The sequence below is a fragment of the Actinoplanes sp. HUAS TT8 genome (assembly GCF_051380535.1).
In the GTDB taxonomy this organism is placed as follows: domain Bacteria; phylum Actinomycetota; class Actinomycetes; order Mycobacteriales; family Micromonosporaceae; genus Actinoplanes.
Genome location: NZ_CP195646.1, coordinates 4,639,921 through 4,654,364, shown reverse-complemented (window position 1 = coordinate 4,654,364; position 14,444 = coordinate 4,639,921). Strand labels below are relative to the sequence as shown.

The 14,444-nt window shown below is 70.4% G+C and carries 15 protein-coding genes and 1 pseudogene; 10 read left to right on the top strand and 6 right to left on the bottom strand.

Annotated elements, in window-relative coordinates; all coding sequences use genetic code 11:
- Positions 1–4: 4 nt before the first annotated feature.
- From ACSHV8_RS21040 to ACSHV8_RS21030, 3 genes and pseudogenes are all read left to right on the top strand, one after another.
- Positions 5–898: pseudogene (locus ACSHV8_RS21040) on the top strand (bifunctional MaoC family dehydratase N-terminal/OB-fold nucleic acid binding domain-containing protein); the annotation flags it as partial.
- A gap of 9 nt (positions 899–907) precedes the next feature.
- Positions 908–1,219, top strand: a complete 312-nt coding sequence (locus ACSHV8_RS21035; RefSeq protein WP_436536846.1) for an acyl dehydratase — start codon at positions 908–910, stop codon at positions 1,217–1,219.
- Entirely contained in the window at positions 1,216–2,343 is a 1,128-nt protein-coding gene (locus ACSHV8_RS21030; RefSeq protein ID WP_436535443.1) for a lipid-transfer protein, read from the top strand. The genes ACSHV8_RS21035 and ACSHV8_RS21030 overlap by 4 nt, the downstream gene beginning before the upstream one ends.
- A 43-nt stretch (positions 2,344–2,386) precedes the next feature.
- On the opposite strand, the gene ACSHV8_RS21025 is transcribed toward ACSHV8_RS21030, so the two are convergent.
- The gene (locus ACSHV8_RS21025; protein ID WP_436535442.1) at positions 2,387–2,821 is read right to left on the bottom strand and encodes a VOC family protein; all 435 of its coding nucleotides are present in this window, start codon (positions 2,819–2,821) and stop codon (positions 2,387–2,389) included.
- A gap of 255 nt (positions 2,822–3,076) precedes the next feature.
- On the opposite strand from ACSHV8_RS21025, the gene ACSHV8_RS21020 reads away from it, so the two are divergent.
- Both ACSHV8_RS21020 and ACSHV8_RS21015 read left to right on the top strand, forming a co-directional pair.
- Positions 3,077–3,613 carry a hypothetical protein gene (locus ACSHV8_RS21020; RefSeq protein WP_436535441.1) on the top strand — a complete coding sequence of 179 codons (537 nt, stop codon included), beginning with the start codon at positions 3,077–3,079 and terminating at the stop codon, positions 3,611–3,613.
- Positions 3,614–3,651: 38 nt separating this feature from the next.
- Positions 3,652–3,924, top strand: a complete 273-nt coding sequence (locus ACSHV8_RS21015) for a DUF6959 family protein (RefSeq protein ID WP_436535440.1) — start codon at positions 3,652–3,654, stop codon at positions 3,922–3,924.
- Between the two features lie 35 nt (positions 3,925–3,959).
- Here the strand turns inward: ACSHV8_RS21015 and kstD are convergent, their stop codons facing one another.
- Positions 3,960–5,597 carry a 3-oxosteroid 1-dehydrogenase gene (kstD, locus tag ACSHV8_RS21010; protein WP_436535439.1) on the bottom strand — a complete coding sequence of 546 codons (1,638 nt, stop codon included), beginning with the start codon at positions 5,595–5,597 and terminating at the stop codon, positions 3,960–3,962.
- A 23-nt stretch (positions 5,598–5,620) separates the two neighbouring features.
- On the opposite strand from kstD, the gene ACSHV8_RS21005 reads away from it, so the two are divergent.
- Genes ACSHV8_RS21005 through dmpG form a run of 4 tightly spaced genes read left to right on the top strand, consistent with a single transcriptional unit; the run spans position 5,621 to position 9,666 of the window.
- Positions 5,621–7,087 carry an FAD-binding protein gene (locus ACSHV8_RS21005; protein ID WP_436535438.1) on the top strand — a complete coding sequence of 489 codons (1,467 nt, stop codon included), beginning with the start codon at positions 5,621–5,623 and terminating at the stop codon, positions 7,085–7,087.
- Positions 7,077–7,829 (top strand): 2-keto-4-pentenoate hydratase, encoded by a 753-nt coding sequence (locus ACSHV8_RS21000; protein ID WP_436535437.1) that lies wholly within the window; start codon positions 7,077–7,079, stop codon positions 7,827–7,829. The genes ACSHV8_RS21005 and ACSHV8_RS21000 overlap by 11 nt, the downstream gene beginning before the upstream one ends.
- Positions 7,823–8,668, top strand: a complete 846-nt coding sequence (locus ACSHV8_RS20995; RefSeq protein ID WP_436535436.1) for an acetaldehyde dehydrogenase (acetylating) — start codon at positions 7,823–7,825, stop codon at positions 8,666–8,668. The genes ACSHV8_RS21000 and ACSHV8_RS20995 overlap by 7 nt, the downstream gene beginning before the upstream one ends.
- On the top strand, positions 8,665–9,666 hold the full coding sequence (dmpG, locus tag ACSHV8_RS20990) for a 4-hydroxy-2-oxovalerate aldolase (protein WP_436535435.1): 1,002 nt from the start codon (positions 8,665–8,667) through the stop codon (positions 9,664–9,666). Before ACSHV8_RS20995 ends, dmpG begins: the two co-directional genes overlap by 4 nt.
- Position 9,667: 1 nt before the next feature.
- Here the strand turns inward: dmpG and ACSHV8_RS20985 are convergent, their stop codons facing one another.
- The 4 genes from ACSHV8_RS20985 to ACSHV8_RS20970 all read right to left on the bottom strand — a co-directional run bounded on the left by ACSHV8_RS20985 (position 9,668) and on the right by ACSHV8_RS20970 (position 13,180).
- Positions 9,668–10,780, bottom strand: a complete 1,113-nt coding sequence (locus ACSHV8_RS20985) for a right-handed parallel beta-helix repeat-containing protein (RefSeq protein ID WP_436535434.1) — start codon at positions 10,778–10,780, stop codon at positions 9,668–9,670.
- 80 nt (positions 10,781–10,860) lie between these two features.
- Positions 10,861–11,826 (bottom strand): 2Fe-2S iron-sulfur cluster-binding protein, encoded by a 966-nt coding sequence (locus ACSHV8_RS20980; protein WP_436535433.1) that lies wholly within the window; start codon positions 11,824–11,826, stop codon positions 10,861–10,863.
- Positions 11,826–12,059: a hypothetical protein gene (locus ACSHV8_RS20975; protein ID WP_436535432.1), complete on the bottom strand. Its 234-nt coding sequence runs from the start codon at positions 12,057–12,059 to the stop codon at positions 11,826–11,828. Before ACSHV8_RS20975 ends, ACSHV8_RS20980 begins: the two co-directional genes overlap by 1 nt.
- Positions 12,059–13,180 (bottom strand): Rieske 2Fe-2S domain-containing protein, encoded by a 1,122-nt coding sequence (locus ACSHV8_RS20970; protein WP_436535431.1) that lies wholly within the window; start codon positions 13,178–13,180, stop codon positions 12,059–12,061. The genes ACSHV8_RS20975 and ACSHV8_RS20970 overlap by 1 nt, the downstream gene beginning before the upstream one ends.
- Before the next feature lie 91 nt (positions 13,181–13,271).
- On the opposite strand from ACSHV8_RS20970, the gene hsaA reads away from it, so the two are divergent.
- The gene (hsaA, locus tag ACSHV8_RS20965) at positions 13,272–14,444 is read left to right on the top strand and encodes a 3-hydroxy-9,10-secoandrosta-1,3,5(10)-triene-9,17-dione monooxygenase oxygenase subunit (protein ID WP_436535430.1); all 1,173 of its coding nucleotides are present in this window, start codon (positions 13,272–13,274) and stop codon (positions 14,442–14,444) included.

Sequence of the window (14,444 nt, the reverse complement as noted above, 5' to 3'; positions counted from 1 at the left end):
CAGGATGGCGGAGACGATCGAGGCGGCGGCCCGACGACTGGCCGAGGCCGGGCCGTCCCCGGCACGACCGGCCCGGGACCCGGTGAACCGGCCGGCGATCCGGGACTGGCTGGCCGCGATCGGCGACGACAACCCGGTCTACGAGCGGGACGGTGTCGCGCCGCCCGCGATGGTGCAGGTCTGGACCATGCGCGGCCTGCGCCCGGCCACCGAGGACGAGGCCGACCCGCTGCGCGTGATGTCGGCCGTGCTGGACGAGGCCGGCTACCCGTCCGTGGTCGCGACCGACTGCGCCCAGAACTACCACCGCTACCTGCACGAAGGCGAGACCGTGGCCGTTCGCAGCCGGCTCACCGCGGTCACCGGCCCGAAACGGACGGCCCTGGGCGAGGGCTGGTTCGTCACCACCGAGAGCACCTGGGAGGTCGGCGGCGAGGTGGTGGCCGACATGCGGTTCCGGATCCTGAAATACCGGCCCGGCGGCCCACCCGTGCCCAGGACAGAACCGTTGCGGCCGGTGACCGGGCCGGACTCGGCGTTCTTCTGGGCCGGGATCGAGGCCGGTGAACTGCGTATCCAGAGCTGCGGGGAGTGCGGCGCGCTGCGACACCCGCCCGGACCGGGCTGCCCGGCGTGCGGCGCCTTCAAGCCCGGCTACGTGGTCGCGGCCGGTGACGGCACGATCCACAGTTTCGTCGTGCACCACCATCCGCCACTGCCCGGACGGCGCTCGCCGGTCACCGTCGCGCTGGTCGACCTGGACGAGGGCGTACGCATGGTCGCCGAACTGCGGGGTCCGCGCCCGAACATCGGCGACCGGGTCCGGGCCGGCTTCGACGGCGGCCTGCCGATCTGGCGACCGGCCGGCGTCGAACTCCCGTCCTGGCAGCTCACCGCCACCCCGACCGTGATCATCAGCAGTGCGCTGGCCACCCGCGACTTCCAGGACGTGCACCACGACCGGGACGCGGCCGTGCGCCGGGGCAGCCGCGACATCTTCCTCAACATCCTGACCACCACCGGGCTCGTGCAGCGCTACGTCACCGACTGGGCCGGGCCGGACGCGGTGCTGCGCGGCCTCGCGATCCGGCTCGGGGCGCCCTGCTACGCGTACGACACGCTGACCTTCAGCGGACACGCCCGCGCCGACGTGGTGACGGTGGCCGGGCGCACCGCGGGTGGCGAGCACGTCTCCGGCACCGTACGGATAGCGTCATGATCGCGCGAAGCGCCGCGATCGTCGGCGTCGGCGCGACCGAGTTCTCCAAGGACTCCGGGCGCAGCGAGCTGCGGCTCGCGGTCGAAGCGGTCCGGGCCGCACTCGACGACGCCGGCCTGCGACCCTCCGACGTCGACGGCCTGACCACGTTCAGCATGGACGCCAACGCCGAGATCGAGGTGGCCCGGGAGATCGGCGCCGGCGAGCTGACCTTCCTGAGCCGGATCGGGTACGGCGGAGGCGCCGCCTGCGCGATCGTCCAACAGGCCGTGATGGCCGTGACCTGCGGCATCGCCGACACCGTGGTCTGCTACCGCGCGCTCAACGAACGCTCCGGCCGCCGCTTCGGACAGGCCACCGCCCCGCCCGGGCCGGACGCGAGCTGGCACTACCCGATGGGCCTGGCCACCCCGGCCGCCCAGGTGGCCATGGTCGCCCAGCGCTACCTGCACGACTATGGCGCCACCACCGACGACTTCGGCCGGGTCACCGTGGCCGCGCGAGCCCACGCGGCGACCAACCCGGCCGCCTGGTTCCACGGCCGGCCGATCACCCTCGACGACCATCGGGCATCACGCTGGATCGCCGAACCGCTCCGGCTGCTCGACTGCTGCCAGGAGAGCGACGGCGCGGTCGCCGTCATCGTGACCTCGACCGAACGGGCCCGCGACCTTCGCCGGCGGCCGGCCGTGGTGTGCGCGGCCGCCCAGGGCAGCGGGGCGGAGCAGTTCGTGATGACCAGCTACTACCGCGATCGGGTGGCGGCGCTGCCGGAGATGAGTGTGGTGGCGCGGCAACTCTGGGGACAGTCCGGCTTCAGCCCGGCCGACATGCGGGTCGCCGTGCTCTACGACCACTTCACGCCGTACGTCCTGATGCAGTTGGAAGAACTTGGGTTCTGCGGCCGAGGCGAAGGGCGGCATGTGATCGCCGAAGGGCGGCTGCCGATCAACCCGCACGGGGGGCAGCTCGGCGAGGCCTACATCCACGGCATGAACGGGATCACCGAGGCGGTCCGGCAGGTGCGGGGGACGGCCGCCAACCAGGTGCCGGGGGAGGGCCCGGTGCTGGTCACGGCCGGCACCGGCGTCCCCACGAGCGGCCTGATCCTCGACCGGGGCTGAAGCACCCGATCGGGTTCGACAACTCCCGTAGGAAGCGGGCCGTTCATTCCTGCTCGAACATCCGCTCGTCGTGGGCGCTGCCGCCGGGTTCGGGCTGCTCGTCACTGGGCACGAGGTCCTGGTAGAAGCCGATCCGGTTACCCCACGGATCGTCGAAGTCGCTGAAACTGACGACGCCGGGCAGAGTCGTGATCGGCGAAGCCGCCACGCCGAGCCGGGCATGTGCTCGTTGCGTGGCCGCCCGGACGTCGTCCACACGCAGCCGGATCCGCGAGCCCAGCGGCCGAACGCCGTCGGGCTGTCCGACCACCTGCCACCACACCTCGACCCCGGCCAGCACGCGCCACTCCAGAAAGTCGTCGTGCGGCGCGAAGTCGGGCTCCCGCTCGAACAGCCCGGCGTAGAACCGTCGCCCGGCCTCGACGTCCCCGACCGGAATCTGCAGCGTCAGCCCACTGAAACGCGACTCGCCATCCATCGGGACAGTCGACCAGAACCTGGGCCCGGGCGCAGCCCCACCTCAGCGCCCCGCCGATGGGCAAGGGACGTCGATCGAGTGGACGGTCGCGCCCGCGACCAGACCGTCAGCCTCCACGGTCCACCCGCCGCACGCCGCCTTGATCAGATCGCGCTGTTCTTCCCGAAAATGTGAAACCAGGCACGGGCCCGGCTGGGACACCCGAAGATGCTCTTGACAGAAATCGCGTCCCCGACGTCTACCGCGGAGAATGTCATGCGTTCCACCTCAAGGGTCGTCACCGGTGCCGCCGGTCTGATCTTCGGCCTGCTGCTGGTTCCCGTCCCTGCTCAGGCGTCCGTCCACGAAGTGAACGTCACCGGTCAGCGCTCCAGCGGGAACTACCGGGCCGGGAACAACGTGATTCGAACGTTCGCCGGGACCTATTCGGGGGATTTCACGCCGGAGGACTGCCAATCCGCGGCACTCCAGATCTCGGCCAAATTCGAAACATCCAACAAAAAGGTGAATCTGGGTGGGTCGGATCCGGTATCGGTGCCGTTGGAGTCCGGCCGGCGCATGCTGGTGGTCGGCGTGGAGGATCAGACCGCCAACACCTGGAGCTATGACTGCGTCAACATCGCGACGACCGGGCGTGAGACCTTCAGGTACGACACCGACGGAAACGGTCCCTTCACCTCGAGCAGCTGGGTGACCGACCGTTACACGTTCAACGGCCAGCACGTCTACGCCATCGAGTTCGGCGACAACGACCACGGAGCGGTAGGTTTCCGAATCCTGACCGAACCCTAGGCGGCCGTGCCCACGATGGCTGATGCGATCCTCGATCGGTGAGTGATGAGCGGGCGGACGTGCTGGCGCGCGGCGGGAATGTTGCGGTGACCCGGCTGGCCGGGCGGGCGTTTCCCGGGGTGCACATTCAGGGGGACACGTTCGCCGAGCTGGTGCGGCAGGCGGCCGACGCAGCTCGGCAGCTCCGGCGGGATCCGAGTGACGGGGACGCGCTGGAGGACCTTGACGACCTCGTCGGTGAGCTGATCGGCGTGCGTGAGTTCTACGAGGCCACGCTGGCCGAGCGAGGTATCGATCGCCCGTACGTCTGAATGGTCAGGCGAGGTGGATGCGCTGCTCGGGGGGACTATGGCGATCCCGTTTCCTGGCGTAGACCCGCCACGTCGAGCGCGGCCAGGTAGCCGAAGGTCAGCGCCGGGCCGAGGGTGGCGCCCGCGCCGGCGTAACTGCGGCCCATCACGGCGGCGCTGACGTTGCCGGCCGCGTACAGGCCGGGGATCGCCGAGCCGTCCGGGCGCAGCACCCGGGCCCGCGCGTCGGTGCGCAGCCCACCCTTGGTGCCGAGATCGCCGGGGACCATCCGGAACGCGTAGTACGGCGGCCGGGCGACCGCGCCCAGGCACGGGTTGGGGCGCTGCCGCGGGTCGCCGTAGTAGCGGTCGTACGCCGAGTCGCCCCGCCCGAAGTCGTCGTCATGCCCGTACGCCGCGAAGTCGTTGAATCGTGAAACGGTGCGTTGCAGGGCGGCCGCCGGCACCCCGATCGCCCCGGCCAGCTCGTCCAGGGTGTCGGCCCGGTGCGCGATCCCGGCCGCGAACCAGCGGCACGGCAGCGGTGTCCGGGGCCCGCGCCCGGCGAACAAATACCGATTACGGTACGTCTGGTCGGCGATCAGCCAGGCCGGCAGCTGCACCGCGGGGTCGAGCATCGCGTGCACCGCGTCCACGTAGGGCGCGGCCTCGTTGACGAACCGCCGCCCGCTGCTGTCCACCAGCAGGCAGCCGGGCTGGTTGCGTTCGGCCAGGCAGAAGTACGGCCCGCCGGTGAGCGGGATCGACGGCCCCCACCACGCCTCGTCCATCAGGTCGAGGGCCGCCCCGAGCCGTTCGCCGGCTTCGATGCCGTCGCCGGTGTTCCCGGTCGCGCCGACCGTCCATTCCACCCCGATGTTCTGGTGTTTGCGGCGCATCGGTTCGTTGTGTTCGAACCCGCCGCTGGCCAGCAGCACACCCCGCCGCGCGGGGAGGACCAGCGAACCCGAGCGCACCCCGGCGATCCGGCCGTCCGGGGCGACGATCAGCTCGGTCATCGGTGTGTCGAGCCGCACTTCGACGCCCGCCGAGCGCAGCCCGGCCCGCAGGCCGGCCGCGAGCGCCTGCCCCATCGTCAGCGTGTGCCGCCCGGAGATGCGGGCGGTCAGGCCTCGGGCGACGAGCCGGGCCGCGGTCAGTACGGCCCGCGGATGCCGGGTGCCCAGCGACAGCCACCGGTAGTCGACCTGGGTGACCGGGACGGGCGCTTTCTTGTACGGCTCGGCCAGCGTCGCCAGATCGGCCCCGACCAGGCGCGTGTCCAGGGGCTTGGGCTCGATGCTGCGGCCACCCGCACGCCCGCCGGGCGCCTCGGGGTAGTAGTCCGGATAGCCGGGCACCCACCCGAAGTCGAGGGGCGTGTGCGCCCGCACGAAGTCCAGCATCTCCGGTGCTGCGGACAGGAACGCGTTCTGCCGGTCCGGGGTGACGGTGTCCCCGGCGACGTGGGCGAGGTAGTCGCGCGCATCCTCGGCGTGGTCGGTCACGCCGTCGCGCCGCAGCACCGAGTTGCCCGGCAGCCACAGGCCGCCGCCGGAGCGTGCGGTCGAACCGCCGTACGTCGAAGCCTTCTCCAGAATGATCGTGCTCAGCCCGTGACGAGCCGCGGCGAGAGCCGCGACCATGCCGGCACCACCGCTGCCGACAACGATCAGATCGAATGCGGCCTCCACTAGAACAGGTTATAGTTTCGGGCATGGGTAGCGCCAGATGGGACGTCGTCGTGGTCGGTTTCGGCGCGGCCGGCGCGTGCGCCGCCATCGAGGCCGCCGACGCCGGCGCCCGGGTCCTGGTGCTCGACCGATTCGGCGGGGGCGAGGCCACCGCGATCTCCGGCGGGGTCGTCTACGCCGGTGGCGGCACCGCGCCGCAGCGCGCCGCCGGCGTCGTCGACACGCCGGAGGAGATGGCCGCCTACCTGCGCGAAGAGGTCGGCGACACGGTCTCGCCGGCAACGTTGCGACGGTTCTGCGAGCAGAGCGCCGGCATGATCGACTGGCTGGCCGGGCTCGGGGTGCCGTTCGACGCGCGGACGTGTCCGTACAAGACGTCGTACCCCACGAACCGGCACTACCTGTACTTCTCCGGCAGCGAGATCGCCTTCGGGCAGTCGGCGCCGCGCGGCCACCGCGTGCTCGCGCGCGGCACCTCGGGGAAGGCGCTCTACCGGCGGCTCGCGGGGGCCGCGTGCGAGCGCGGCGTCACGGTGCTCACCGAGACCCGGGCCGAGCGGCTGGTCACCGACGCGACCGGACGGGTGACCGGCGTGGAGTGCCGGACCCTGCCCGGCTGGGCACGGCCCGCCCACCGGGTGCTGCACCGCTTGTCGGTCAAGCCGGGCCTCTACCTGCCGGGACTCGGCCGGGCGCTGCACCGGCCGGTGGCCTGGCTGGAGCGACGGTTCGGGCGTCCGGCAAGGATCACCGCGGGGAGTGTCGTCCTGTGCGCGGGCGGGTTCGTCTTCGACCGGGCGATGATGCGCGAGCACGCCCCGGACTATCGGGGCGGTCTGCGGCTGGGCACACCCGGCGACGACGGTTCGGGCATCCGGCTCGGCGTCGCCGCCGGCGCGACCGCCGCGCACCTCGGCCGGGTGAGCGTCTGGCGGTTCCTGAGCCCGCCGTCGGCGCTGCTCGGTGGGCTGCTGGTGGACCGGGACGGCAAGCACGTCTGCGACGAGAACCTGTACGGGGCGGCGGTCGGCGAGGCGGTCCTGCGGTCACCGGGCGGGCGGGCCTGGCTGCTGGTCGACGCCCGCGTGCTGGCCGAGGCGCGGCGTCAGGTGTGGTCGCAGACGCTGTGGTTCCAGCGGTGGCAGGCGTGGTGGCTGCTCACGGCCGGGCGGGTCGGTGGCGCGACGCCGGCGGACGTCGCGCGGCGGGCGGGAGTGGATCCGGCCGGGCTGGTGGCGACGGCGGGGGACCGGGAAGGGACGCCGCCGTACACGCTGATCGACGTGACCGTCGTGCCGGCGCCGATGCTCACCCTCGGCGGCTTACGGGTCGACGAACGGACCGGGCAGGTGGTGGGCGTTCCCGGACTGTATGCGGCCGGGCGGACCGCGGTCGGCATCTGTTCGCGCAGCTACGTCAGCGGGCTGTCGCTGGCCGACTGTGTCTTCTCCGGGCGCCGAGGGGGCCGCCATGCTGCCGATGCTCGCTGAACGACTGCGTGTCGCCGAGCGCGACCGAAAACCGATACCCCCGCTGACCCGGGAGTTTCCCGATCTGAGCGCTTCCGACGCGTACCAAATCCAGCTCTTGAATGTCCGCCGCCGCGACAGCGCCGTGGTCGGGCACAAGGTCGGCCTGTCGTCGGAGGCCATGCAGCAGATGATGGGCGTCGGCGAACCGGACTACGGGCACCTGATGGCCGACATGCGGTTGTCCGAGAACGATCCGGTCGACGCGTCGCGCTACTGCTACCCGCGGGTCGAGGTCGAGGTGGCGTTCTGGCTCGGCGCCGACCTGCCCGGCGAGGACTGCACCGAGGACGACGTGCTGGCCGCGACCGAGGCGTTCGCGCCGTCGATCGAGCTGATCGACAGCCGCATCGAGGACTGGAACATCCGGCTGGCCGACACGATCGCCGACAACGCGTCGTCGGCCGGGTTCGTGGTCGGCGCGGGCCGGGTGCCGCCGGGCGCCATCGACCCGCGCGGGATCGACGCGGTGCTGTTCCGCAACGGCGAATCGGTCGTGCGCGGCCGCTCCGACGCGGTGCTGGGCAACCCGGTGACCGCGGTCGCGTGGCTGGCCCGGACGGTCGCCGGCTTCGGGGTGCGACTGCGGGCCGGCCATCTGATCATGCCGGGGGCGTGCGCCCGGGCGGTCGACGCGCACGCGGGCGACGACTTCCGCGCCGTCTTCACCGGCCTGGGCGAAGTGAGGTTGAGCCTGTGCTGACGGCGGCGATCGTCGGGTCCGGGAACATCGGGACCGATCTGCTCCACAAATTGATCCGCTCGACCGTGATCGAACCGCGATGGATGGCCGGCATCGACCCGGACAGTCCGGGCCTGCGTCGCGCCGCCGACCTGGGCCTCGCGGTGAGTGCGAAGGGCGCCGGCTGGCTGCTGGATCAGGACCCGCGCCCGGATCTGGTCTTCGAGGCGACCAGCGCGGCCGTGCACCGGGCCTGCGCGCCGCGCTACGCCGAGGCCGGGATCCGGGCGATCGACCTCACCCCGGCCGCGGTCGGACCGCTCGTCGTGCCCGAGGTCAACCTGCGACAACACCTCGGGGCGTCCAACCTCAACCTGATCACCTGCGGGGGTCAGGCGACGATCCCTATGGTGTACGCCGTTTCGCGCGTCACCCCGGTCGCCTACGCGGAGATCGTCGCGACCGTGGCGTCGCGCTCGGCCGGGCCGGGGACCAGGGCCAACATCGACGAGTTCACCCGGACGACGGGCCTCGCGCTGGAGACGGTCGGGGGTGCCGCGAGGGGCAAGGCGATCGTGGTGCTCAATCCGGCCGACCCGCCGATGATCATGCGGGACACGGTGTTCTGCGCGATCGGTCCTGACGCGGACACCGACGCCGTTGCCGCGTCGATCAAGGAAATGGTGGCAGCGGTTGCCCGATATGTCCCCGGCTATCGGCTGCTCAACGAGCCTCAGTTCGACGCCGGAAGAGTCGCGGTCTTCCTGGAAATATCAGGTGCGGGGGACTTCCTGCCGTCGTACGCCGGCAACTTGGACATCATGACCGCGGCGGCGGTCCGGGTGGGGGAGGAGCTGTGATCCAGATAACCGATTCGTCCCTGCGAGACGGCTCGCACGCCAAACGCCACCAGTTCACGGTCGACGAGGTCACCGCCGTGGTCGCCGCCCTGGACGCGGCCGGCATCCCGGTGATCGAGGTGACCCACGGCGACGGCCTCGGCGGCTCGTCCTTCACCTACGGCCTGTCGAGAACGCCGGAACAGGAGTTGATCAAAGCGGCGGTGGCCACGGCGAGGACGGCGAAGATCGCGTTCCTGATGCTGCCCGGGATCGGCCTGTTCGACGACATCCGCGCCGCCGCGGCCAACGGCGCCACGGTCTGCCGGATCGCCAGCCACTGCACCGAGGCCGACATCACCGAACAGCACTTCGGGCTGGCCCGTGAGCTGGGCCTGGAGACCGTCGGCTTCCTGATGATGGCCCACTCCCAGCCGCCCGAGGTCCTGGCCGCGCAGGCCCGGATCATGGCCGACGCCGGCTGCCAGTGCGTCTACGTCGTCGACTCGGCCGGTGCGCTCGTGCTCGACCAGGTCGGCGATCGGGTCGCCGCGCTGGTGGCCGAGCTCGGCGACGATGCTCAGGTCGGTTTTCACGGGCACGAGAACCTGGGCCTGGGCGTGGCCAACTCGGTGCTCGCGGTGCGGGCGGGCGCGCGACAGATCGACGGCAGCACCCGGCGGTTCGGGGCGGGCGCCGGGAACACGCCGGTGGAGGCGTTCGTCGGGGTCTGCGACAAGCTCGGTATCCGTACGGGCGTGGATTTCTTCGCCGTCGTCGACGCCGCCGAGGACGTGGTGCGCCCGGTCATGCCCGACGAGTGCAAGCTCGACCGGATGTCGCTGATCATGGGCTATGCCGGGGTGTACTCCAGCTTCCTGACGCACGCGTTCACCCTGGCTAAGCGGTATCACGTCTCCGGCGCCGAGATCCTGGTGCGCGCCGGTGAGCGCCGGCTGGTCGGCGGCCAGGAGGACCAGTTGATCGACATCGCGGTCCGCCTGGCCGCCGAACGATGAGCTAGTTCATCGTGGCGCCGATCGTGCTGCTACCGGTGGTCAGGAACGTCGTGGCCGGCAGCGTGCCGCTCGACGAACGAGCGTTGTAGCAGCTCGTCGCGTCGGTCGACACGAACGACGGCGTGCTGATCCCGCTGTCCCAGTTGTTGCCGGCCGAGGTGACCGACGAGCCCTTGGACACCGAGCCGCTCCCGTTGCTGACGGCCAGGTTCTTGCCGAGCTTGGCCGAGCTGGTCGCGAAGTAGTAACCCCAGTTCCCGTTGGCGTACGCGGTCGTCCGGTTGATCACGATCGCGCCCTTGTTCGAGTTCTCGGTGAACCCGTTACCGGCGTTGTCCCAGGCCGCCGAGTTGTTCACGACGTGCGCCACGGTCTCGCCGTCCCCGCCCAGCTTGTACCCGTTGCCGTCCCCGGCGAAGGCCGAGTCGCCCCACCGGTTCTTGCCGTTGCCGAACGACCAGGTGTGTTCGACGGTCACCGGCGAGGAGAAGGACCAGAAGTCGATCCCGTCGTCCGAGTTGTTGTAGAGCCGGGCCCCGGTGACCAGGTTCCCGGTGCCCGACCCGAACTTGATGGCGATCCCGTCGGCGTTCTCCCCGTGTTCGGCGGCGTCGTAATTGCCGTACGAGTCGATGTTCTTGACCGTGTTGTTCGACGTCCCGTCGCCGGTGAGCGTGAAGCCGGAGTCACCACCGTTGATCGTCTTGATGTTGTTCCAGTTGGTGCCGATGCAGGACTGGCAGACGACCGCGCTGTCGGGGGAGTTCTGGAACGTGATGTTCGAGACGTTCCAGTAGTCGGCGGTCAGCTTGAAGATCCAGGAACCGCTGGGGAGGCTGGTCCCGCTGATCTTCACCACCTCCGAGCCGTACGCGGTGAGCGTGATCGGCGAGCCGGAGGTTCCGTTGTTGGTCGACTGCAGCGTGGCCGTCGGGTAGTAGGTGCCGGCGCGGACCTGGATGACCGTGCCGGCCGTGGCGTTCTTGATCGCGCTGGTCAGGTCGGTCACGTTGCTGACCACGACCGTCGCGGCGAATGCCGGGGCGGCCGGCAGGCCGAGGGCGACCGTGGCGACGGCCGACGCGGCAAGCGCTTTCCTGATGGTGGATCGCATGGGCGCAGTTCCTTTCGGAGGGGATGTACTGCGATTCATGCGATCGAAACATGGAAGTAATTGAATTGAAAGCTTACAACTCAGTAGTACGTGATCGACACGTTCTCGCTGCGGGCCACCGACTGGCAGGCCAGCACGTACCCCTCGGCGAAGTCCTCCTCCTCCAGGATCTCGTTGTTGATCATCTCGACCTTGCCGCCGAGCAGCCGGCACGCGCACGCCCCGCAGTGCCCCTGCCGGCACGAGAACGGCGGATTCAGCCCGGCCTCGATCACCACGTCGAGCATCCGCTTACCGGCCGGCCACGGCAGCCGGTGCGTGCGCCCGTCCAGCTCCACGTCCAGGGTGGCATCGACCGTGATCACCTGATCCAGCGCGAAACGCTCGACCCGGACGCGATCCCGCGGGACACCGGCTCGCTGCAGCGCCTCACGGGCGATCTCGACAAAAACCTCAGGCCCGCAGATGTACGGCGTTTTAGCGCGCTCGTCCGCGACCAGCGCGGCCAGAGCGTCCGGGCCGGGGTTACCGCGCTCGCTGTCGAGCCAGTGGGTCACGACGAGCCGATCCGCGTGCCGTTCGGCCAAGGAGGACAGCTCGGCCTCGAAGATGATCGAGTCCGCGTCCCGGTTCGCGTAGATCAGCGTCAGCCGCGCGCGTCCGCTCGCCAGCACCGACTTGATGATCGCCATGACGGGCGTGATCCCGCTGCCCCCGGCCAGCAGGAGCAGGTCATCGTCGAGCGAGTCGGGGGTGAACTCCCCGGCCGGCGGGAGAAGTTCCAATGTGTCGCCGACGGTGACGTGGTCGCAGATCCAGTTGGACGCCTCCCCGCCCCGTACCCTCTTGATCGTTATTTTTAGATCTTTGTCGGTCTGCGGCGAGCTGGACAGCGAATAGCAACGAGCCACCGGCTGCAGGACCGTCAGGTATTGGCCGGGACGATACGCGAATATATCCGATAATTCGGGCGGCACGGTCAGCACGAGCGAGACCGCGTCGGCCGTCTCGGCGATCACCTCGGCGACTCGCAACCGGTGCCCCATCAGGGAACTTCCAAGCGACCGGCCAGCACCGCGCGCTCGATGCTGGCCTGCAGCCCGGGGCAGGTCGGCACGAGCGCGCCCAGATCGGTGTCGCACTGCCCGGCGGCCGCGGTGGTCCACTGCACGCTGGTCTGCTCCAGACTCGACTTGCGGACCCGGACCAGGGCGGCGCAGCGCTCACAGGCGAGCTCGGACAGGCCGCCTTCGAGATACTCCTGCCGCTCGGAGAGCATCACGCCTGCTGTTCGAGGTTGGCCTGCACCTCGGCGGTCCACGTCTCGACGGCCCGGGTCGTGTCGACCTCGAACTCGTAGCGGGCGACCATGTCCTCGGTGACGTCCTCGGTGTCGACGTAGAACTGCTCGTACCACCGCCGCAGCTGATAGACCGGCCCGTCCTCGGCGCAGAGCAGCGGATTGTCGATCCGGCTCTTGTGCTTCCAGATCTCCACGTCCTGCTCGAACCCGATCCCGATGCTCCGGGAGAACTTCACCGCCGCCCGCGCCGCCTGCTCATCGGTCAAGCCGGGCAGCCTTTTCACGATCACACCCCATTGCAGTACGAACGAGTCGGGCGCGACCGGATAGTGGCAGTTGATCAGCACGGACTCGACGTCGATCCCGCGATAGTCGTTGTACAGGTAATCGATCATGTAGGACGGCCCGTAGTACGCCGCCTCCGACCGCAGCGTCGCGTCGCCCGACTGCTTCGCCGTGATCGGCACGTCCGGCCGCGGCCGGGTCCGCAGGAACTGCGAGGCCACGTGCCCCTCGAGGACGTTCTTGAAGAACGTCGGGAACGCGAAGTGGATGTAGAAGAAGTGCGCCATGTCGACCACGTTGTCGATGACCTCACGACAGTTGGCGCCGTCGATCCGGATCGAGTCCCAGGTCCAGTCGCTCCACTCGTCGGAGAACGCGCCCTCGATCCGCGGGATCGCCACCTCGGCCGGGGGTGGCCGGCCCTGCGGGTCGTTCCAGACGAACAACTGCCGGTTCTGCTCGCACACCGGCCATGATCGGGTACGGGCGCGCAGCGGCACGCGATGCGCATACGGCACCGCGGCGCAGCGCCCGTCGCCGCGCCAGCGCCAGTCGTGGAACGGGCACGCGATCTCGTCGCCCTTGACCGTCCCCATCGTCAGGTCACCGCCCATGTGCCGGCAGTACCCGTCGAGCACGTGCAGCGCGCCCGCCGAGTCGGCGAAGACCACCAGCTTCGTGCCGAACGCCTCGATCGCGTGCGGCCGGCCGTCGCGGAACGAGCCGGCCAGGCCCAGGCAGTGCCAGCCCCGGGCGAACCTGGTCGGCACGACCCCGCTGTCGATCGTGCGTGCTGTCGTGCCGTCGCTCATGGCGTCTCCGGTAGCGGTAGCCCGTCAGGTAGAACGTGTTCTAGTATAGGGACCGTTCGCACAGCCAGCCAAGCCGGTGAGAGGTGATCTCATGGAAGGCGCCGCAGCGGTCGCCTCCGGAGTGCGGGAACTGTTACCCGTTCTACGCGACCGCGCCCAGGAGGCGGAGGACCGCCGGTCGATCTCGGCCGAGACCGTCAAGTCGCTCGCCGCCACCGGCTTCTTCCGGCTGCTGCAGCCCGCCCGGTTCGGCGGCCACGAGGCCGACCCGGTCACGTTCTTCGGCTGCGTGCGTGACATCGCCGCCGCCTGCGGCTCCACCGGCTGGGTGGCCTCGGTGATCGGCGTGCACAACTGGCAGATGGCCCTCTTCCCGGACCGCGCCCAGCAGGACGTCTGGGGCGACGACCCGGGCACGCTGATGTCCTCCTCCTACGCCCCGACCGGCCGGATCACCGCCGTCGAGGGCGGATATCGGGTGAGCGGCCGGTGGAGCTTCTCCTCGGGCAGCGACCACGCGAGCTGGGTGCTGCTCGGCGGGATCGTGCCCGGCGCGGGCGACACCCCGGCCGACTTCCGCACGTTCCTGATCCCGGCCGCCGACTACACGATCGAGGACGTCTGGCACACGATCGGGCTGCGCGGCACCGGCAGCAACGACATCGTGGTGGCCGACGCGTTCGTCCCGGCGTACCGGTCGCTCAGCTTCGCCGACACCGCCCGCTGCGTCTGCCCCGGGCAGGAGCTGAACACGGCGCCGCTCTACCGGATCCCGTACGGGTCGATCTTCCCGTACACGATCACCACCCCGATCATCGGCATGGCCACCGGCGCCTACGACGCGCACGTCACCTACATGCGCGAACGCGTCCGGGCCGCCTACGCCGGGGTGCGCGCCGCCGAGGACCCCTATTCGCAGGTCCGGGTCGCCCGCGCCGCCGCCGACGTGGACGCCGCCTGGCTCACCCTGACCGCCGACATGCGCGAGCTGATGGACCTGGTCACCGCCGGGGAAAAACTACCCATGCGGCTTCGCCTGCGCGTACGTCGTGACCAGGTCCGCGGCACCGAACTGGCGATCCAGGCGGTCGACCGGCTGTTCGAGAACTCGGGCGGCCGGGCCATCTACACCAGCCACCCGATGCAGCGCTACTGGCGCGACGCGCACGCCGGCCGGGTCCACGCCATCAACGACCCGGAACGGGCCCTGTCCATGTACGGCCGGGGCGAGTTCGGCCTGTCCGTCGCCGACGCGATGGTGTGA